This is a genomic window from uncultured Pseudosulfitobacter sp. (genome assembly GCF_963976325.1).
Taxonomy (GTDB): domain Bacteria; phylum Pseudomonadota; class Alphaproteobacteria; order Rhodobacterales; family Rhodobacteraceae; genus Pseudosulfitobacter.
On sequence record NZ_CAXBJW010000013.1, the window covers coordinates 12,342 to 31,309 of the forward strand.

General features: G+C 61.4%; 23 protein-coding genes. 17 read left to right on the top strand and 6 right to left on the bottom strand.

Annotated features, from left to right (window positions below; genetic code table 11):
* Positions 1 to 54 precede the first annotated feature (54 nt).
* Positions 55 to 714, top strand: coding sequence for an ATP-binding cassette domain-containing protein (locus AAC077_RS18020; protein ID WP_339772585.1), 660 nt, complete (start codon positions 55 to 57; stop codon positions 712 to 714).
* Between the two features lie 11 nt (positions 715 to 725).
* Here AAC077_RS18020 and AAC077_RS18025 read toward each other — a convergent pair whose 3' ends face one another.
* Positions 726 to 1,016: a hypothetical protein gene (locus tag AAC077_RS18025; RefSeq protein WP_339772588.1), complete on the bottom strand. Its 291-nt coding sequence runs from the start codon at positions 1,014 to 1,016 to the stop codon at positions 726 to 728.
* On the opposite strand from AAC077_RS18025, the gene AAC077_RS18030 reads away from it, so the two are divergent.
* Positions 1,010 to 2,524: a capsule biosynthesis protein gene (locus tag AAC077_RS18030; RefSeq protein WP_339772591.1), complete on the top strand. Its 1,515-nt coding sequence runs from the start codon at positions 1,010 to 1,012 to the stop codon at positions 2,522 to 2,524. The two genes, AAC077_RS18025 and AAC077_RS18030, sit on opposite strands and share 7 nt — an antisense overlap.
* Positions 2,521 to 3,354, top strand: coding sequence for a 3-deoxy-8-phosphooctulonate synthase (gene kdsA, locus AAC077_RS18035; RefSeq protein WP_339772593.1), 834 nt, complete (start codon positions 2,521 to 2,523; stop codon positions 3,352 to 3,354). Before AAC077_RS18030 ends, kdsA begins: the two co-directional genes overlap by 4 nt.
* A 112-nt stretch (positions 3,355 to 3,466) precedes the next feature.
* Here kdsA and AAC077_RS18040 read toward each other — a convergent pair whose 3' ends face one another.
* Positions 3,467 to 5,407 carry an AsmA family protein gene (locus tag AAC077_RS18040; protein WP_339772596.1) on the bottom strand — a complete coding sequence of 647 codons (1,941 nt, stop codon included), beginning with the start codon at positions 5,405 to 5,407 and terminating at the stop codon, positions 3,467 to 3,469.
* Positions 5,408 to 5,512: 105 nt separating this feature from the next.
* Here AAC077_RS18040 and rimO point away from each other — a divergent pair, with 105 nt between their 5' ends.
* Positions 5,513 to 6,886, top strand: coding sequence for a 30S ribosomal protein S12 methylthiotransferase RimO (gene rimO / locus AAC077_RS18045; protein WP_339772599.1), 1,374 nt, complete (start codon positions 5,513 to 5,515; stop codon positions 6,884 to 6,886).
* Positions 6,887 to 6,963: 77 nt separating this feature from the next.
* Here the strand turns inward: rimO and AAC077_RS18050 are convergent, their stop codons facing one another.
* Both AAC077_RS18050 and AAC077_RS18055 read right to left on the bottom strand, forming a co-directional pair.
* On the bottom strand, positions 6,964 to 7,596 hold the full coding sequence (locus AAC077_RS18050; RefSeq protein WP_339772603.1) for a hypothetical protein: 633 nt from the start codon (positions 7,594 to 7,596) through the stop codon (positions 6,964 to 6,966).
* A gap of 84 nt (positions 7,597 to 7,680) precedes the next feature.
* Positions 7,681 to 7,860: a hypothetical protein gene (locus AAC077_RS18055; RefSeq protein WP_339772605.1), complete on the bottom strand. Its 180-nt coding sequence runs from the start codon at positions 7,858 to 7,860 to the stop codon at positions 7,681 to 7,683.
* A 581-nt stretch (positions 7,861 to 8,441) separates the two neighbouring features.
* On the opposite strand from AAC077_RS18055, the gene AAC077_RS18060 reads away from it, so the two are divergent.
* The 3 genes from AAC077_RS18060 (at position 8,442) to AAC077_RS18070 (ending at position 9,941) form a co-directional block, all read left to right on the top strand.
* Complete coding sequence (locus tag AAC077_RS18060; RefSeq protein ID WP_339772608.1) at positions 8,442 to 8,804, top strand: hypothetical protein; 363 nt, start codon at positions 8,442 to 8,444, stop codon at positions 8,802 to 8,804.
* A gap of 55 nt (positions 8,805 to 8,859) precedes the next feature.
* Positions 8,860 to 9,252 (top strand): DUF393 domain-containing protein, encoded by a 393-nt coding sequence (locus AAC077_RS18065; protein WP_339772611.1) that lies wholly within the window; start codon positions 8,860 to 8,862, stop codon positions 9,250 to 9,252.
* A gap of 62 nt (positions 9,253 to 9,314) precedes the next feature.
* Positions 9,315 to 9,941, top strand: coding sequence for a hemolysin III family protein (locus AAC077_RS18070; RefSeq protein WP_339772614.1), 627 nt, complete (start codon positions 9,315 to 9,317; stop codon positions 9,939 to 9,941).
* Here the strand turns inward: AAC077_RS18070 and AAC077_RS18075 are convergent.
* Positions 9,938 to 10,288, bottom strand: coding sequence for a YigZ family protein (locus AAC077_RS18075; protein ID WP_339772616.1), 351 nt, complete (start codon positions 10,286 to 10,288; stop codon positions 9,938 to 9,940). The genes AAC077_RS18070 and AAC077_RS18075 overlap by 4 nt on opposite strands.
* 129 nt (positions 10,289 to 10,417) lie before the next feature.
* A complete protein-coding gene (locus tag AAC077_RS18080; protein WP_339772618.1) occupies positions 10,418 to 11,140 on the bottom strand; it encodes a M48 family metallopeptidase in 723 nt (240 codons plus the stop codon).
* Positions 11,141 to 11,304: 164 nt separating this feature from the next.
* Between AAC077_RS18080 and AAC077_RS18085 the strand changes: the two genes are divergently transcribed.
* From AAC077_RS18085 to AAC077_RS18130, 10 genes are all read left to right on the top strand, one after another.
* Positions 11,305 to 11,556 carry a hypothetical protein gene (locus tag AAC077_RS18085; RefSeq protein ID WP_339772621.1) on the top strand — a complete coding sequence of 84 codons (252 nt, stop codon included), beginning with the start codon at positions 11,305 to 11,307 and terminating at the stop codon, positions 11,554 to 11,556.
* Between the two features lie 68 nt (positions 11,557 to 11,624).
* Positions 11,625 to 12,488 carry a branched-chain amino acid aminotransferase gene (locus tag AAC077_RS18090; RefSeq protein WP_339772624.1) on the top strand — a complete coding sequence of 288 codons (864 nt, stop codon included), beginning with the start codon at positions 11,625 to 11,627 and terminating at the stop codon, positions 12,486 to 12,488.
* A 4-nt stretch (positions 12,489 to 12,492) separates the two neighbouring features.
* Positions 12,493 to 13,092, top strand: a complete 600-nt coding sequence (locus tag AAC077_RS18095) for a 2-hydroxychromene-2-carboxylate isomerase (protein ID WP_339772627.1) — start codon at positions 12,493 to 12,495, stop codon at positions 13,090 to 13,092.
* A 57-nt stretch (positions 13,093 to 13,149) separates the two neighbouring features.
* Positions 13,150 to 13,605, top strand: a complete 456-nt coding sequence (locus AAC077_RS18100; RefSeq protein WP_339772629.1) for a universal stress protein — start codon at positions 13,150 to 13,152, stop codon at positions 13,603 to 13,605.
* Between the two features lie 56 nt (positions 13,606 to 13,661).
* Positions 13,662 to 14,411 carry a trypsin-like peptidase domain-containing protein gene (locus AAC077_RS18105; RefSeq protein ID WP_339772632.1) on the top strand — a complete coding sequence of 250 codons (750 nt, stop codon included), beginning with the start codon at positions 13,662 to 13,664 and terminating at the stop codon, positions 14,409 to 14,411.
* A gap of 87 nt (positions 14,412 to 14,498) precedes the next feature.
* Positions 14,499 to 15,062: a NifU family protein gene (locus AAC077_RS18110; protein WP_028954825.1), complete on the top strand. Its 564-nt coding sequence runs from the start codon at positions 14,499 to 14,501 to the stop codon at positions 15,060 to 15,062.
* Positions 15,063 to 15,159: 97 nt separating this feature from the next.
* Positions 15,160 to 15,744 (top strand): tRNA (adenosine(37)-N6)-threonylcarbamoyltransferase complex dimerization subunit type 1 TsaB, encoded by a 585-nt coding sequence (gene tsaB / locus AAC077_RS18115; RefSeq protein WP_339772659.1) that lies wholly within the window; start codon positions 15,160 to 15,162, stop codon positions 15,742 to 15,744.
* Positions 15,741 to 16,151, top strand: coding sequence for a GNAT family N-acetyltransferase (locus AAC077_RS18120; RefSeq protein ID WP_339772661.1), 411 nt, complete (start codon positions 15,741 to 15,743; stop codon positions 16,149 to 16,151). The genes tsaB and AAC077_RS18120 overlap by 4 nt, the downstream gene beginning before the upstream one ends.
* Positions 16,152 to 16,342: 191 nt before the next feature.
* A complete protein-coding gene (locus AAC077_RS18125) occupies positions 16,343 to 17,338 on the top strand; it encodes a BMP family ABC transporter substrate-binding protein (RefSeq protein WP_339772664.1) in 996 nt (331 codons plus the stop codon).
* Positions 17,339 to 17,415: 77 nt separating this feature from the next.
* Positions 17,416 to 18,954 (top strand): ABC transporter ATP-binding protein, encoded by a 1,539-nt coding sequence (locus AAC077_RS18130; protein WP_339772667.1) that lies wholly within the window; start codon positions 17,416 to 17,418, stop codon positions 18,952 to 18,954.
* The last annotated feature ends 14 nt before the right edge of the window (positions 18,955 to 18,968 follow it).

Below are 18,968 nucleotides of genomic sequence, written 5' to 3' on the forward strand. Positions count from 1 at the left end.
GCGAGACCAATTGAGGGGCGTTCTCCTTTCGGAGCCACGTGACCGGAGCAGGCGATGCTTGAGTTTGAGAATGTCAGCAAATCCTTCTGGACGGGCAGTCATCGCAAGGTGATCCTGGACCGCGTGTCGTTTCGCGTCGAGCTGGGCAATTCGCTGGGCATCCTGGCACCGAACGGCACAGGCAAGACAACGCTGATCAACATGATGGCGGGGCTGGAAAAGCCGGACGAGGGCGAAATTCGCCGCGATTGCAATATTTCGTTTCCGCTGGGCTTTATGGGCGGCGTCGTGCCAAAAGTGTCGGCAATGGAAAACGCCCGTTATATTGCGCGGCTGTACGGGCTGGACCCCGACTATGTCGAAAGCTTCTGCCGCTGGCTGTGCAATCTGGGTGAATACTTTGACCAACCGCTGGGCACATATTCGTCCGGTATGCGGGGGCGGTTTTCATTTGCACTGATGCTGGCACTGGACTTTGATATCTATCTGATTGACGAAGGTATGCCAGGGTCCACCGATGTCGAGTTCAACCGCAAGGCGGGCGAGATCCTGCAAGAGCGGCTGCGCACAACGACCATCGTTATCGTGTCGCACCAGGCACAGACGCTGGAGAAATTCGCCCGTTCCGCCGCCGTGCTGCTGGATGGACAATTGCATATGTTCGATACGCTGGAAGAGGCGAAAAGGCTTTATGACTACCAAACCAAAGGCTAGAAAGTTCCGCATCAAGCGGACAACGCCGCAGTCGAGTGGCACATCTGACAGCGCGCCATCAGCGGCCTCTGCGCCGCTGCGCCCCGTGCAGGATTCTGCCGCCCCGGCCACGCCACGCCCGACCACGGCAGCCCCTTCAGCGCCAACGCCCCGCCCGTCTGCTGCACCGGAACGCCCTGCCCCCGCCCAACAGGCCGCGCCGCCGCAACAGCCGCGCCCGCAGCCCCCGCAACAGCCACAGGCCGCCGCGCGCCCCGCTCAGCCGCAGCCTGAACAGCCACAGCCAGAACAGCAGATGCCACGACAAGGCGAGGTGTCTTCGGCCCGCGAAGTCGAGGGCGAAAACGACATGGACGCGATCCGCCACGAAGGTCTGACAGGCCGCCAGTTGCGCATGGCGCGGCGCGTGGCGCAAAAGCACGGGCTTGCGCCCACCTCGGACTTTGACGCGGTGCGCCTGCTGCGCGCCGAAGGGATCGACCCGTTCCAGCGGTCAAACATGCTGGATTTGGTTGTACCCAGCGAAAGCGGCCGCCAGCCCGGCGAGCCGGACGGCTTTGAAAACCTGCCCGCGCGCACTGACCAGAACCGCAATCAGTTGCCGCAAACGGTGCCTGCGGGCCGCATGAACCTGCCCTCGACCGAGCTGAGCCCGGCGGAAAAGCGGGTGCGCGAAATCTCGCAAATCCAGCGCGACATCGGCAAACGCCGCCGCAAGAAGCTGGGCCTGCTGCTGGTGCGTCTGGCGTTCTTCGTCGCGCTGCCGACCTTTCTGGCGGGCTGGTATTTCTACCAGATCGCCACGCCGATGTATGCGACCAAGGCCGACTTTCTGATCATCCAGAACGAAGGCAGCGGCGGTGCTGGCCCCTTGGGTGGCCTGCTGCCCACACAGTTTGCCACCAACTCGGACGCCATCGCGACCCAAGGCTATCTACAGTCCAAGGACGCGATGTTGCGATTGGATGATGACCTGGGGTTCAAGGCACATTTCACGCAGGACTGGATCGACCCGATCCAGCGCCTGAACACCGACCCGACCAATGAAGAAGCCTATAAGATCTACAAGAAAAACGTGAAGATCGGCTATGACCCAACCGAAGGCATGATCCGCCTGGAAGTGGTCGCCGCCGAGCCGGAAATGTCGGCAGAGTTTGCGCGCCGCCTGATCAGCTATGCGGAACAGCGGGTCAACAACCTGAGCCAGCAAAAACGCGAAGACCAGATGAAGGACGCCCGCGAAGGGTTCGAAAAGGCCGAAGCCGAACGGCGCGCAGCCCAGGAAGCGCTGGTGAAGCTGCAAGTGGAAAGCAGCACGCTGGACCCCGAAGCGGTGATTGCCGCCCTGCGCACACAGATCACCAACTATGAAACGCTGCTGCTGGAAAAAGAGCTGGAGCTGGCCGCCCTCGAAGACAACGCACGCCCGAACCAAGCCAGGTTGGACGGCGTCAAGGGCGACATCCGCCGCCTGAAAGACCAGTTGGCAAAGCTGAACCAACGCATGAACGACGCCTCTGAGGGTGAAAATTCGCTGGCCCAGATGGCGGTGAACCTACAACTGGCCCAAGCCGACCTTGCCAGCCGCGACATGATGCTGCAATCGGCCCTGCAACAGATGGAGCAAAGCCGCGTCGAAGCCTCGCGGCAGGTGCGCTATCTGACCGTTGCGGTGAAACCGGTGGCCAGCCAGGAACCGACCTATCCGCGCAAGTTCGAGAACACCGTCTTGGCATTCCTGATTTTCGCAGGCATCTACCTGATGATCTCGCTCACCGCGTCCATTCTTCGGGAACAGGTAACATCATGACCCATGTAAACGTCGCCGATCTGACCATCGGCAATGACCGTCCGCTGACACTGATTGCTGGCCCCTGCCAGCTGGAAAGCGTCGACCACGCGCAGATGATCGCAGGCAAGATGAAAGAAGCCTGCGATGCCGCAGGCGCGCAGTATGTGTTCAAGGCGTCCTACGACAAGGCCAACCGCACCTCGCTGTCCGGCGTGCGCGGCATGGGCATCGACGCCGGGCTGAAGGCGCTGCAATCGGTGGGCAAGGCCATCGGCGTGCCGGTGCTGACCGATGTGCATTCCGAAAGCCAGTGCGCGATTGCTGCCGAAGTGGCCGACATCCTGCAAATCCCCGCCTTCCTGTGCCGTCAGACCGACATGCTGCTGGCCGCAGGCAACACCGGTGCCGCGATCAACGTCAAAAAGGGTCAGTTTCTGGCGCCTTGGGAAATGCCCAACATCGTGACCAAGATCGAAAGCACCGGCAACAAACGCATCCTGCTGACCGAACGCGGCACGACCTTCGGCTATAACACCCTTGTGGCCGACATGCGCAGCCTGCCGCAGATGGCGCAAACCGGCTATCCGGTTGTGATGGACGCCACCCATTCGGTGCAACAACCCGGTGGCCAAGGCGGATCAAGCGGTGGCCAGCGCGAGTTCGCGCCCGTCATGGCCCGCGCCGCTGTCGCCTTGCGCGTGGCTGCGGTGTTCATCGAAACCCACGATGACCCCGACAATGCGCCCAGCGACGGGCCGAACATGATTTACCTCGACGACATGCCCAAGCTGATCGACGTCCTGATGCAACTGGACGCAGTGGCCAAGGCCAATCCGGTCACGCTGTAAGCGATTTTCTTTTGGCGGGAAATATCCCCGCCGGAGGCATTAAAATTCTTCTGGAGCACCAGAGGATTTCAAGCCTCCGGCGGGGATATTTGTGGCCAAAAGAAACCGGTGACTATTCGAAAATCTTCAGCAGTTCCTTGGCGATCTTTTCCTTCGCCTTGGCCTTGGCCGCATCTTCGACGCTTTGACCATCCTCGGCTTTCACGCCCAGCTTTTTCTCGACCGCCGCTTTCAGCTTGGCCTCGGCGGCGTCCTTCAGCTCTTCCTTTTTCGCGCCAAGGTTCAGGTCAATGGCCGCCTCGATGTCGGGGATGATGCGCAGGTTCGACCACGGGCCGGTGATGCGCACGGGGATGGCAATGCCGTTGCCTTCGTTGGCGTTCAGCGCGATGGGGGTGAACGTGTAATCCATGTCCTGCTGGCCCAGCCCGATCCGCCCCTTGCCGCGCGCCTGATAGCTGGCAAGGGTGAAGAGCAGGTCATCGTTCTGGACATTGCCCGCAGCCATGTTGAACGTCGCCCCAAGGCTGTCGAACACGGTCGTGCCGCTGCCCGTCGCTCCCGAGCGCATCAGCTTGTCCAGGTCGATCCCCTGAATGGTGCCTTTGCCGATGGCAATGGCGCCCGACCCTGACAGCGATTTCATGATCGCATCGACCGTATTGCCGGAGCCCAGAAAATTCAGCTCGGCATCGGCGCCCCCCGTCAAGCGGGTCAACCCCAGCGCATCGTTCAGCAGGGGTTGCATCGAGATGCCATTGGCAAACAGCTTGCCACCCACCGACAGGCCCGAACGGTTGTTCATAATGAACTGGCCGGTGATCGTGCCCTCGTAGGCATCGACTTCGCGCAGATCGAAGACGGCGCGGGAATTGTCGTTGGTCAACAGGGTGCGGGTGGCTCCCAGCTTGAAGCTGCCCAGATCGACCGAACTGGCGCGCAGCGCAATCTCGCCGTTGAATGCTCCCAGGCCCGAGGCGTCAATCCGGTCCTTGGGCCAGCCGGTTGCGGCGCTGTCAGAGCTGCCGCCGGGGCTGTTCTCGCCCGTGCCGGTCACGCCGGTCAGATCCAACGCGCCGGCGTTCAGTTGCGCATTGACCCGTGGTGTGCCGTTCAGGGCAATGTCTGCCGCCCCTGTCAGCGTGTTGCCGCCCAGGTTGGCCACCACTTCGCGCATCGACAGGCGGCGGTCCTTGGTCAGGGTGATGTCCGAGGCTATGTCGATGCTGCGGCCCAGCCCCTGCGGCAGTTCCACGGCGCCGGCGCCCAGCGCCTGCAAGAACGCGCCGGTGTCGGGCAGGTCCAGCGTCAGCTTGCCTGCAACCTCGCCCGCCGTGCTGGCGCGTCCGTCCAGCGATGCGGTGCCTTTGCCAGCGGTCAGTTGCACGGTCACGGGCTGCACCTGACCTGCAAGGAAACCGGCGAAGGCGCCGATGGTCGCGTTGACCTTCACCGCCGCGCCAGCAGGGCGCAGCGTGGCGCGAATATCGGCAGAGCCTGCGCGCTCGGGCCAGTCCAGCGCCAGGTCAACGCCGTCGTATTGCACCAGATCGGCACCTTCGGCGTCATAGATCAGCGTGGCGTCGGTGATATCCATCTTCTGGATCGAGAACGGGCGCGGTGCGACGTCGGGCGAGGTTTGCGTTTCGATCGTCGCAGCCCCAGAGGCGTCGGTGAACTGCCAACTGGCACGGCCGTCCTTGCGCTGTTCCAGCCGGATCGTGGGGCTGGTCGCAGCGATGTTGGTGATGCGGATCTCGCCCGACAGCAGGGCCGCGGCGTCAACGCCGATGGCGGCGTTTTGCGCGGTCAGCATCGGCCCCTGTTCGGACCATTTGGCGTTGCCGATCTCGATGCTGCCGACGGATGCCCCCAGCACCGGCCAGATCGAGAGCGACACATCGCCGGATATGGTCACATCGCGCCCGGTGGCATTACGGATCTGGTCAGCGGCGATGCGTGCGATCCGGTCGGCAGGCAGGAAAAACAGCGACACACCGGCCACAACCACGATCAAAACGATCAATCCGATCAGACGCCCGATCCATTTCATGCTAAACACCTTCCGCTAATCCATGGCCAATAGCTACGCGTCTTGCTGCCCATTCTCAATCAAGAACCCTTTCCGCCGCGCCTGCGTTGCACTAAAGGAGCGATCATGAGCACAAACCCACCCAACCTGCGCCCCGACATCGCCCCCGCCGCCCGGCTGGATGGCAAGACACGCCCCGGCCAGCCGTCCATCGGCATGGTCAGCCTGGGCTGCCCCAAGGCGTTGGTGGACTCGGAACGTATCCTGACGCGCCTGCGGGCCGAAGGATACGGGATTTCGCCCGACTATTCCGGCGCGGATGCGGTGATTGTGAACACCTGCGGATTTCTGGACAGCGCCAAGGCAGAAAGCCTTGAGGCGATTGGCGAGGCCTTGTCCGAGAACGGGCGGGTGATCGTGACGGGATGTCTGGGGGCAGAGCCCGAGTATATCACCGGCGCGCACCCCAAGGTTCTGGCCGTCACCGGTCCGCATCAATACGAACAGGTTCTGGACGCTGTGCACGCCGCCGTGCCGCCGTCGCCCGATCCTTTTGTCGACCTGCTGCCCGCCAGTGGCGTCAGCCTGACGCCGCGCCATTACAGCTATCTGAAGATTTCCGAAGGCTGCAATCACAAGTGCAAGTTCTGCATCATCCCAGACATGCGCGGTCGCCTGTCCAGCCGTCCGCACAAGGCCGTGCTGCGCGAGGCTGAAAAGCTGGTCGAGGCAGGGGTGCAGGAACTGCTGGTGATTTCGCAGGACACATCCGCCTATGGCACCGACTGGGACCGCGAAGTGCGGCGCGGGTTGACCGAACAGCCGATCACCACGCTGGCGCGCGATCTGGGCAGCCTGGGCGCGTGGGTGCGCCTGCATTACGTCTATCCCTACCCGCATGTGCGCGAGATGATCCCGCTGATGGCGGACGGGCTGGTGCTGCCCTATCTGGACGTGCCGTTTCAGCACGCCCACCCCGACACGCTGAAACGCATGGCCCGCCCCGCCGCGGCCGAGGCGACGCTGGACCGAATCGCGGAATGGCGCGACATCTGCCCCGACATCGTTTTACGCTCGACTTTTATCGTCGGCTACCCAGGCGAGACCGAGGCCGAGTTCCAGACCCTTCTGGACTGGATGGACGAGGCGCAACTGGACCGCGTCGGCTGTTTTCAATACGAAAACGTCGAAGGCGCGCGATCAAACGCCCTGCCCGATCACGTCGCCCCCGAGGTCAAACAAGAGCGTTGGGACCGGTTCATGGAAAAGGCGCAAGCCATATCCGAGGCCAAGCTGGCGGCCAAGGTCGGCACACGCATCGACGTGATCGTGGACGAGGTGGACGCCGACGCCGCAACCTGCCGGACCAAGGCCGACGCGCCCGAGATCGACGGCAACCTGTTCATCGACGAAGGGTTCGAAGCGTTGACACCCGGCCAGATCGTCACCGTCGAGGTGGACGAGGCGGGCGAATATGATTTGTGGGGTCGGTTGGTCTGATACAGAAAACGAGTATTTATGCAGATCCTATTCACGCCCGTGATTTAGTTATTCGATGGTTTCCCTAAGAACTTCGGCTATTCTAAATTTTCCAGCCGACCGCGAAGCCTTATGACAGACTGATTGTACGTAGGGCGGCACGCCAAACGAGCATATACGAGTGGGATACGAAATTTCTTAGAGAACCTTAGAACATCTTCTTCTGAAGCAGCCGTCTCGAGAAAATCCATTCGGAACTCCACCGGAAATAACGTCTCAAGGGCCAAGAGTTCTGCTTCTTGCTCTCGATTCAAGGGAGCAAAGTTTCCTGTCAGTGCTGTAGTATCCGCGGCTAAGAGTTCCAGCAACGCCGTCAGAGATTCGACCGTCGCAACGCGATCTGCGATAATACGATCTATCATGCAATGATACATTTCTTTACAGACGCCAAAACGCCGCCAGCAGTAATTGTGGTTCTTAGCGTAGTAGATTTTTGCAAGGTCTAAAGTACCGCTATACGGGGTCGTCTGTCCTTGAAACTTCTGCACCTGAGCAACAATATGTTTAGTAGTAATATCAGCCTCGAAGATTGCGATCTTATCCACGACTCCACGCGCTTCAATGTATGGATGTAAAAGCGAAGTTCTAATCGGAGGACCGCCACCTTCACTCATGTCCAAACGATGCTCAGTGTGATAATCTTTGAGTACATTCCCTACGTTTTCAAGCATGGTTCATTCCAATAAAAAAGGAGGCCGTTAAGCCTCCTTATAGAAAATTGTAGATGTGTAAAACCCAGAACCAACTAAATATGGCTAGTCGACACCATCTACCTCTTTAACGTTCCCAGCATCAATTGCCTCTTGGAATGCCAACGCATCACTCATCAACGCATCAGAGGTAACTGACGCATCTCGCCGAACAAAAAACTTGATGTCGGCAAGACCTCCATCAAAAGCTTTTTGAAAGCGCTGGTCAAATGTCATATCTGTCATTTCGCTCTCCATTTTCCATCTAGCCTCTCCGGCTTTGCTAGTTCTGAACCTTGAACGCCTCTCGACACTCAAATAAATACCTATTTGCACCTACGCGCAAGATACACCACGTTTGCGGCGTTTTTTTGACGTCTCCGGAGCACTCACCTCCGCACACATCGTTAATTCAGAAAACATACCAACGTGGAGGCAGTTCACTTTTATAACTATGAGCCTTTTCGGCTTTGCTTCGACTTGCTTCGCAAGACTATTTTTGACAACCAGTCAAGCCCATGACACGCACTACTTAGCACCTTGTACGCACATCCCCAACCACAACACAACTCCTTGACATGCGATTGTCCGCTCAACGTATCTGATTCGTTACACCAATCCGATAGTCAAGTGCGTTCTTGTCTTGACAAGTGGTGCTTTTCGAGCGCTCGGCAAGGCCAGTCTAATCACAAAAAAGTTAAGAAAGTGCGATGCACCAGTTAACTCGCCATAATTTCGTGATTTGAGCGTTGAGGGCTTTGATGAATCCTTGAAAATGTTCCGCCTTTGTTCTATTTTGTTCTTAACAGGAACAAAGGAACGCCGTCATGGCCCATGCATCTGTTTATGAACCCGCCCTGCCCGGACTGTTTGTTCCGGTGCAATCCGACCTGCCGCTGAACACGCCCGAACCTGCCACGGACAAGCAGGTGGCCTATGCCATGGCCATCGCCAAGCGGACGGGCAAGGAATTGTCGCAAGCCACCTTGCGCGACCGGCGGGCGTTGTCGGCGTGGATTGATGCGCACAAGGTCAAGCCGGTCGAGGGCAAGTTTTCCAACTACCCCTCGGGCAAACAGGTCGCCTTTGCCGAGCGGATCGCACGGATCAAGCGGCAGGACGTGCCGCGCGAGTGTTTCAAGGACAAGCAGTTGATGTCCCGCTGGATCGACGGAAACAAGCCGCGCTAAGGTGTGCCGCTTTGTCGTCTGTTATAACGCGGGTGCGCGCCCTATCTTTTAGGGCATGGAACAGAACACCACAAAAGACACCAGCGTATTGTACAACGCCGAATGCCCGGTGTGCCGGTTCGAGATCGACCATTACGCCGGGTACAGCCGTGAACAGGGCCTGCCGATCCGCTTTGACGATTTGAACAGCGATGCATTGGAAAGCTGGGGTGTCAGCGCCGATGATGCGGCCAAGCGGTTGCATGTGCGCAAGAACGGTCAGGTTTATTCCGGCATTCCCGCCTTTGTGCTGCTGTGGCAGGACATGCCGCGTTTTCGCTGGCTGGCGCGGGTGGTATCGTGGCCCGTGGTGCGGCCCGTTGCAGTGTTTTTATACGATCGGGTGCTGGCGCCTGTTTTGTACCGCTGGCATCTGGCGCGCGGACGCAAAGCGGCCAAGGTCCAGTAACGTCAACCGGATTGTTACACTTCTGCCATAGCCTGCGGGCTGAAACAGGCTAATCTGATCTTATGGCTTATCCACGATCTCTTGCTGAAACGCTTGCCGACGGGTCGGTGCATGTCATCGGGCTGACGGGTTCGGTGATCGGTGCCGCGATCCTGCTGGTGCATGTCACAACCCATGCGCCAGCGGCGACAGTTGCGTCGGTCAGTGTCTATCTGGCGGTGCTGGTCTTTGCCTTTGCGGCCTCGGCCGCCTATCACCTGCTGCCGTGGGATCACACGCGGCCTTTGCTGGCACGGGTGGATCATGCGTCGATCTATCTGAAAATTGCAGGCACCTATACGCCGCTTGTGGTGATGCTGGGCACTGTCAGCGGCTATGTGGTGCTGGCCTTTGTCTGGCTGGTGGCCCTGGGCGGCGCGATTGCCAAGCTGTCGTTCTGGTCAACCGAGGGGCGCGGGTCGCTGGCGTTATATCTGGCTTTGGGCTGGGCCAGTGTGCTGCTGATCTGGCCGATGTGGTCAAACCTAAGCGGGGCTGCCATGACATTGGTCGCAGCGGGCGGGCTGACATATTCGGCGGGGGCCGTGTTTTTTGCCATGCGCGAATTCCGCTTCCAGATGGCGCTGTGGCATGTGTTTGTGCTGGTTGCTTCGGCCTGTTTTTTCGCGGCCATCGCGCTGAGCGTTTAAAGCGCGTCCAGATAGGCGCGCACGCAGGTTTGCACATGGCGAAACCGGTCGCCCCCCAGATGCTTGCCGCCGTACCAGCGTGTCACCACGATCAGGTGATCGGCCAGATCTTCGCGCTCTAACATGCGAATGATCACCATGCCCGCGCCGGCCTCGCCGTCATCGCCCTTGATCGGGCCACCGTCCGTCAGCAGCGCCGCCCATGTGTTGTGGGTCGCCTTGGCATAGGCTTTGTCGCGTTTTAGCTGTTTGAGTGCTGCGTCAATATCGGCGCGGCTGCTGACAGCCACGCCAGACACCGCGTATTTCGACCCGCGGTCGGTCAGGATATGTCCCAGCAATCGCATCCGCTCAGGTTTCGGCCAGCTTGCGCAGAACTTCAACCACGCGTCGGCAAAAAATCCGGCGCATTCCCGAAACAATGCAACGGTTTGCGCCCTGCCCTGCGGCAAAGGTCCTAGGCACAGTGGATGTGATTACAGCTTGGCCGCCGTGCGCCGCACAGTTTCAAGCCGCGCACCGTTGGGCGGATGGGTGCCCAGGAACCGATTGCCGGGATCGGGGATGCGGGTAAAGAACTCGGCCCCGCGCAGCGGGTCATAGCCCGCGCGGTGGGTGATGATGGTGCCCAGCGCGTCGGCTTCCAGCTCGAACTCCTTGGAATAGGTCCGCGCGCCCACCTGTTCGCCCAGCCGCTGCGCCGATTCCACAGCGCCCGCGTCGCCGCCGGTCAGCGTCGCCAGACCGGCAAAGATCACAGCCCCCGCCACCGCGTTCTGACGCTGGCGCGCGATGTGGCCCGCAATGTGGTGCGCCGCCTCGTGACCCATGACAAAGGCGATTTCGTCAACATTATAGGCGTCTTGAATAAGCTTGAGCGTAAAGACGATCACCGGGCGGTTGGTCTTGTCCAGCGTCTGATAGGCATTGGCAGGTTCGCCCGGGCGGTCGTCAACGACAATGCGGAAATCGCAGTTCACGCCGGTCGTCCGGTTGCGGCATTCGCGTTCTGCCACCGGTTCCAGCCGCTGCAACACCTGCACAAAGGCGCGTTCAGCCTGATCCGAATTGCGCAACTCGTCCGCGCCAGAGGCGCGAACAGACGTCGTCTGCTGTGCAGGGCCTGATACCGTTGTGGGCACGTCGCAGGCGGCCAACAGCGCCAGCGGTAGCAGAACCTGCACCAGTTTTTTGAACATGCGTATCACTCCCCTGCCTTGCACGGCGCGCGCCGTTAGCCTCATCCGCTAACTTAACATGTCCGCCGCCCGCTTCCAGCCCCGATAGGCCGCAATCACAGGTCCGAGATCGCAAGATGCGGATCACCGCTTGCATGTGTGCACGGCAAAGGTAGGCTTGGGGCATGTTTACAATTGAACACGAATTCGACTCGACCGTGATCACCCTGGTGGACGACGGCGGCGTGCCGTTGCAGGAAGATGTGATCGTGAACACCTTTACCGAATGCGTCACCGTCGAACAGTTCGACCCGCGCACAGGCCAGGTCATGAAGATCACCCTCAGCCATGCGCAAGTGCGCGATATGTCGGCGGCGCTGGACCTGCCCGAGGGGGTTTACGCCATCCGCGAAGGCAGCAACGACGACGGGACGTAACTGCGCCTTTCTGGCTGGACGCTGGGGTCGTTGCTGATAACGTCCTGCCAAATTCAGGAGAGCGCGAGATGCCCATAGGAACCGAGATCAGAACATTCTTCGAAGGCCGCTGGCACGATGGCGATGTGCCGGTGATGAAGGCCGCCGATCACGGATCGTGGCTGGGCAGTACCGTATTCGACGGCGCGCGGTTCTTTGACGGCCTGACCCCGGATCTGGAAGCGCACTGTGCCCGCGTGAACCGGTCCGCCAAGGCGCTGATGATCACGCCCACGGTCAGCACCGAAGACATGGTCGCCGCCGTGCACGAAGGGCTGAAAGCCTATGATCCCGCCGATCCGGTCTATATCCGACCGATGTATTGGGCGCTGGACGGCGACGCATCCGGCATTGTGCCGATGCCCGAGGGGACCGGCTTTGCCATCTGTCTGGAAAAGGTCCCGATGGCGGCCCCCGAGGCATCGACCACGCTGACACGAACCAAATTCCGCCGTCCGGTGCTGGAAGACGCCGTGGTGAACGCCAAGGCAGGGTGCCTGTACCCCAACAACGCGCGCATGCTGGCCGAAGCCAAGTCCAAGGGGTTCGGCAACGCGCTGGTGGCCGATGCTCTGGGCAACGTGGCCGAAACCGCCACCGCCAACGTGTTCATGGTCCGCGACGGCGAGGTGTTTACGCCGGTGCCCAACGGCACCTTCCTGTCGGGCATCACGCGCGCGCGCCACATCAGCAATCTGCGCGCCGATGGCGTGACCGTGCACGAAACCGTTCTGGGTTTTGACGACTTTCACGACGCGGACGAAGTGTTCCTGAGCGGCAACATGATGAAAGTCACCCCCGTGACCGCCTTTGACGACACCCAATACCAGATCGGCCCCGTCACACGACGCGCCCGGCAACTGTACTGGGACTGGGCCGCATCCGAAAGGTAACACCATGACCAAACCGCTTGAATTCTGGTTCGAATTTGCCAGCACCTACAGCTATCCCGCCGCCATGCAGGTCGAAGCCGCCTGTGCCGCGCGTGGCGTTCCGCTGGTCTGGAAACCCTTCCTGCTGGGGCCGGTGTTCGGTGCACAGGGCATGACGGATTCGCCGTTCAACATGTATCCGGTCAAGGGCGCCTATATGTGGCGCGACATGGAACGCATCTGCGCCGCAGCCGCCCTGCCCCTGCAAAAGCCGTCGACGTTCCCGCGCGGCAGCATGTTGGCGGCCCGTATTTGCGCAGCCCACGCGGGCGCGGACTGGATCGGGGATTTTGTGCGCGCGGTCTACACCGTCAACTTTGCCGAGGATCTGGACATTGGCGCGGCCGAGGTGATCGGGCCGGTTTTGCAGGCGCTGGGACAAGACCCCGCCGCCATCATCGACAGCGCAGGCACGCCCGAGGCCAAACAGGCCCTGCGCGCCTTGACCGACGACGCCATCGCACGCGGTATCTTTGGCGCGCCCAGCTTTACCGTGGGCGACGAACTGTTCTGGGGCCATGACCGCTTGGACATGGCCTTGACCGAAGCGGCCGCCCTTGCGTGATCAACATTGCGCGGCACGTTGTGTTGCGCCATGTTGTGCAGTGAAACGGAGGACGTGATGCGCAAATTTCTGGTCGTGCTGGATGACAGCCGCGAATGCTTGAACGCCATGCGCTTTGCCGCCATGCGTGCGGCCAAGACCGGCGGCGGCGTGGCCGTGTTGTCGGTGATTCCGCCGGACGAATTCAACCACTGGATCGGTGTCGGCGACATCATGCGCGAAGAGGCCCGCGAACGGATCGAGGCGCACTTTGAAGTGTTCGCCAAGTGGATGCGCGACAAACAGGGCGTCAATCCCGAGCTGGTCATTCGCAACGGTCAGGCGGCGGACGAAATCATCGCGCAGATCACCGAAGACCCCGAAATTGGCGTTCTGGTTCTGGGCGCTGGCACCGACAATAAAGGACCGGGGCCGCTGGTCACACAATTGTCGCGCAACGCCGCATCCTTGCCCATTCCGATCACCATCGTGCCCGGCGACCTGAGCAAGGAAAAACTGGAAGCCATCACCTGAACGGATCGCGCGGATGTGCATTGTGCGCCGACCCGGACCGGCATAGCGTCCGCGCTATGAAACAGCTTTTGTGCGCCTTTGTTTTCCTGCTTTGCCCGCTGGTGCCCGTCTGGGCATCAGGTGCCGACGATCTGGTGCGCGCGCTACAGGCGCAAGGCGCACAAGCCGACAGCCCCGAAACGATGGTCGAGGCAGATGATGCCAAGGGCCAGACACGCCGCGCCGGCGTCGGGTTTTACATCAACGAAACGACCTTTGTGACCGCTCAGAACGCGGTGGATCATTGCGGCGACGCAGGGCTGCGGTTGCCAGACGGCACGCCGGTTGAACTGTTGGCCGAGGCCGCTGACGCAGGGCTGGCGGTGCTGACCAGCGCGCGCCGGTCCGGCCATTGGCTGGCCCTCGGCGGCGACGCCATTGCCGACCCACGCAAGATCACTGTTCTGGGGGTGACCAAAGACGGCTGGAAAGAGGCAGAGGCCAAACGCTCCGAAGTGCGCCTTTTGGGTCAGATCGAAGCCACCGGACAGATGATTGCGCAAATTCCCGCCAAGAAACGCAACATCGGCGCGCCGGTTTTGGACGCACAGGACCAGGTGATTGGCGTGGTCGCAGGTCCGCTGACCTTGCACGGGGCCACAGACGCCCAGGCCAAGGGGCTGCGCAAGCTTGCCGCCGTGGTTGGCATCACGGGACTGCCTGCCTTTCTGGATGCGCATCAGATCACCTATCAGCGCGCGGCCGCAGGGCCGGATGCACCGCCAAACGATCCCGCTCAGGCGCTGACCGGGGTCATGTGCCGCTAAGCGATACAGTTTAGAATGGTTCCAAACCTTGACTTGCGGGCCCATCATCCGCATATCAGGTGTAACAGCCCACGAGGAGCGCCTGCCATGTTCATCCAAACCGAATCGACGCCGAACCCCGCGACACTCAAGTTTCTGCCCGGCCAGACCGTTCTGGACATGGGCACCGCCGACTTCCCCACAGCCGACGCCGCTGCAAAATCGCCGCTGGCACAGCGTATCTTTGCCGTATCGGGCGTGACTGGCGTGTTCTTTGGCACCGACTTTGTCACCGTGACCAAGGATGACGCGACCGAATGGGATCACATGAAGCCCGGCGTTCTGGGCGCGATCATGGAACATTACCAGTCCGGCGACGCGGTCATGGACGAGGGCCACGCGCCTGCATCCGGCCATGCCGAGCATTCGGGCGAGGATGGCGCGATTGTCGGCCAGATCAAGGAACTGCTGGACAGCCGCGTGCGCCCCGCCGTGGCACAGGATGGCGGCGACATCACGTTCCACGGCTTTGACCGCGGCGTTGTCTACCTGCACATGCAAGGCGCCTGCGCCGGCTGCCCGTCGTCCACGCTGACGTTGAAAATGGGCATCGAAAACCTGCTGCGCCATTACATCCCCGAAGTCACCGAAGTGCGCCCCGTCGCGGTCTGATCTTCGTGCGTGATGTCTCAAGTCCTTGCGGGCGCTGCATGTGCGGCGCCCTGCGCGTTTCTGCCAAGCGCGTTTCTGCCATGTGCGGGGTCGCGCCATGAGCACCATCCTGGGCTTTGACACCTCGGGCGCGTGGTGTGCGGCTGCCCTGTGGTCAGACGGCAGCGTGGTCGAGACGGTGGCCGAAGAGATGACACGCGGACAGGCCGAACGCCTGATGGGCCTGCTGCAAGAGCTTTTGGCCCGTCATGGCCTGACGTGGCGCGATCTGGATGCGCTGGGGGTTGGTGTCGGGCCCGGCAACTTCACGGGCATTCGCATCGGTGTCTCTGCCGCGCGCGGTCTGGCGCTGGGGCTGGATGTGCCAGCCTACGGCGTCACCGGCTTTGACCAACGCAATGGCCTGCAATTGCCACTCGTCTGCGTGCCCGCGCCACGCGAATCGGTCTATGTGATGCGGGCAGATGGCCCCGCTTTGGTCACCCGCGCAGAGGTTGAAGCTGACGGCACCACGCTGTCCCCCGATCCTGCACCTGCCGATCTGGCCGCCGCCATCGCCCGCCACGCCGCAGCGCGGTTCCCGCAAAGCGCCCCGCCGCCCGCGCCCTACTACCTGCGGCCCGCCGATGCGGCACCGGGCCGTGACGTGCCGCCGGTGATATTGCCGCCTGTCACGTCATGACCCCGCAAGACATGGCGCAGATTCACGCCGCGGCCTTCACCGACGCGCGCCCCTGGACCGCCGCCGAATTCACCAGCCTTCTGGACAGCCCGCATGTTTTCACCAGTACGGCACCGCACGGGTTTGCCCTTGTGCGGGTGGTCGCAGGCGAGGCCGAGCTGCTGACCATCGCCGTCGATCCTGCCCATCAGGGCCAGGGGACCGGACGCAGATTGATGACCCGCTGGATGACGCTGGCCGCGCAAAGCGCCAGTGACGCTTTTCTCGAGGTTGCCGCAGACAACGCCCCTGCGCGCGCGCTTTATGGCAGCTGCGGCTTTGCGCAATCCGGGCTGCGCACGGCCTATTATGCCCGTGCAGGCGCGCCGGCCGTTGACGCCGTGCTTATGCGCGCGCCGCTCGGCTAACCTCACCTTAGGTCAGCCTGCCGAATCCGCACCCATCCGCAGAAAAAGCGGTTGACCCGGCACCCACGGTGCGGCCTTATTTGCATCTGATCAATCTGATCTGCCTGTTATGCACACAGAAATGCACGGGCGTCGGGCCCCGCCGCCCCATCGGGCGACAGGCTCCAAACACGAACACTGGGAGATACCACATGACCCTTATGCAAAAATTTCTGGGCGCCGCTGCCGGGCTGGCCCTGACCGCAGGTGCCGCTTTTGCCGAACCCGCGCTGGTCTATGATCTGGGTGGCAAATTCGACAAATCCTTCAACGAAGCCGCCTTTGCCGGCGCGCAACGCTGGGCCGAAGAAACCGGCGGCACGTTCCGCGAGATTGAAATGCAATCCGAAGCACAGCGCGAGCAGGCCCTGCGCCGCTTTGCAGAATCGGGTGCCAACCCGGTGATCACCACCGGCTTTGCGTTCTCAAGCGCGCTGGAAGTGGTTGCTCCCGATTATCCCGACACAACATTCGTCACCATTGACGGCTGGGTCGACGCCCCCAACGTCAAGGTCATCGGCTTTACCGAGCACGAAGGGTCCTATCTGGTTGGCATGCTGGCAGCCGAAGCGTCGAAAACCGGCACCGTCGGCTTTATCGGCGGCATGGACATCCCCCTGATCCGCAAATTCGCCTGCGGCTACGCCCAGGGCGTCAAGGCGGTGAACCCCGATGCAACCATCATCTCGAACATGACTGGCACAACACCGGCAGCTTGGAATGACCCCGTCAAAGGTTCGGAACTGACCAAGGCGCAAATCAGCCAGGGCGCTGACGTGGTCTATGCCGCAGCCGGCGGCACCGGCGTGGGCGTTCTGCAAACCGCCGCCGACGAGGGCATCCTGTCCATCGGCGTCGACAGCAACCAGAACCACCTGCACCCGGGCAAGGTTCTGACCTCGATGCTGAAGCGTGTTGATGTGGCCGTGTACGAATCGATGAAAGCGGGCGACGCGCTGGAAGGTGGCGTCGAAGTACTGGACCTGGCCAACGGCGGCGTCGGCTATGCGATGGATGAAAACAACGCAGACCTGGTCACCGAAGCGATGAAAACCCCCGTAGACGCGGCAGCCGCGTCGATCGCATCGGGTGACATCGTGGTCCACGACTACACATCCGACGACAGCTGCCCCGCACTGTCGTTCTGATCGCTTTTTGAAACCATGCAGGGGCCGCGCCATGTCAACTGGCGCGGCCCTTTCGCAAGACAAAGGGTTCGCCAGCCATGTCAGCCACCTCCGTTGCCCCCGCGATTGAACTCAAAGGCATATCCAAGGCCTTTGGCCCCGTGCAGGCCAACAAGGACATCTCGATCCGCGTGATGCCCGGCACGATCCACGGGATCATCGGCGAGAACGGCGCAGGCAAATCCACCCTGATGAGCATCCTCTACGGTTTTTACAAAGCCGACGCAGGCGAGGTTTTCATCAGTGGCACCAAAACCGACATTCCCGACAGTCAGGCCGCGATTGCGGCGGGCATCGGCATGGTGTTCCAGCACTTCAAGCTGGTCGAAAACTTCACCGTGCTGGAAAACATCATCCTGGGCGCCGAAGACGGCTGGTCGCTGACCACGTCGCTGGGCAAGGCCCGCAAGGAACTGGTCGCGCTGGAACAGGAATACGGGCTGAACGTGAACCCCGACGCCGTGATCGAGGATCTGGGCGTGGGGATGCAACAGCGCGTCGAAATCCTCAAGGCGCTGTACCGGCAGGCCGACATCCTGATCCTGGACGAACCCACCGGCGTGCTGACCCCCGCCGAGGCCGACCAGCTGTTCCGCATTCTGGGTCGGCTGCGCGAAGAGGGCAAAACCATCATCCTGATCACCCACAAGCTGCGCGAGATCATGGAAATCACCGACACCGTCAGCGTCATGCGGCGCGGGCAAATGACCGCCACGGTCAAGACAGCAGAGACCACGCCCGAGCAACTGGCCGAGCTGATGGTGGGCCGCAAGGTGCTGTTGCGCGTGGACAAGGCCCCCGCGGCGCCGGGTGACGTCGTGCTGGACATCCAGAACCTGCATGTCACCGACGAGACTGGGGTGGAGCGGCTCAAGGGCATCAACCTGCAAGTGCGGGCCGGCGAAATCGTCGGCATCGCCGGTGTCGCAGGCAACGGCCAGTCCGAACTGCTGGAACTGCTGGGCGGCTATGCGCGCGGCACCGGCACCGTGCTGCTGAACGGCGATCCCATCGACCTCAGCGGCAAACATTCCGACGGCCAGTCGCGCCGCGCCCGCGGCATCGCCCACGTGCCCGAGGATCGCCAGCGCGAAGGTCTGATCATGGATTTCCACGCCTGGGAAAACACCGCCTTCGGTTATCATCACGATCCGGCCTATCGGTCCGGGCCGCTGATGGACAACGCCGCCATTCAGGCGGACACCGCCGAAAAAATGGAACGTTTCGACGTGCGCCCGCCCAATCCGAAACTGGCGGCCAAGAATTTCTCGGGCGGCAACCAGCAAAAAATCGTCCTCGCCCGCGAGATCGAACGCAACCCCGACCTGCTGTTGGTGGGCCAGCCCACGCGCGGCGTTGACATCGGTGCCATCGAATTCATCCACCAGCAAATCGTCGCCCTGCGCGATCAGGGCAAGGCGATCCTGCTGGTCTCGGTCGAGCTTGAGGAAATCTTTTCCCTGTCAGACCGCATCGCGGTGATGTTCGACGGGCACATCATGGGCGAACGCCTGCCCGAACAGACCGACGAAAAGGAACTGGGGATGCTGATGGCCGGCATGGAGGTCCCGCAATGACCCTGCGTTCTTTT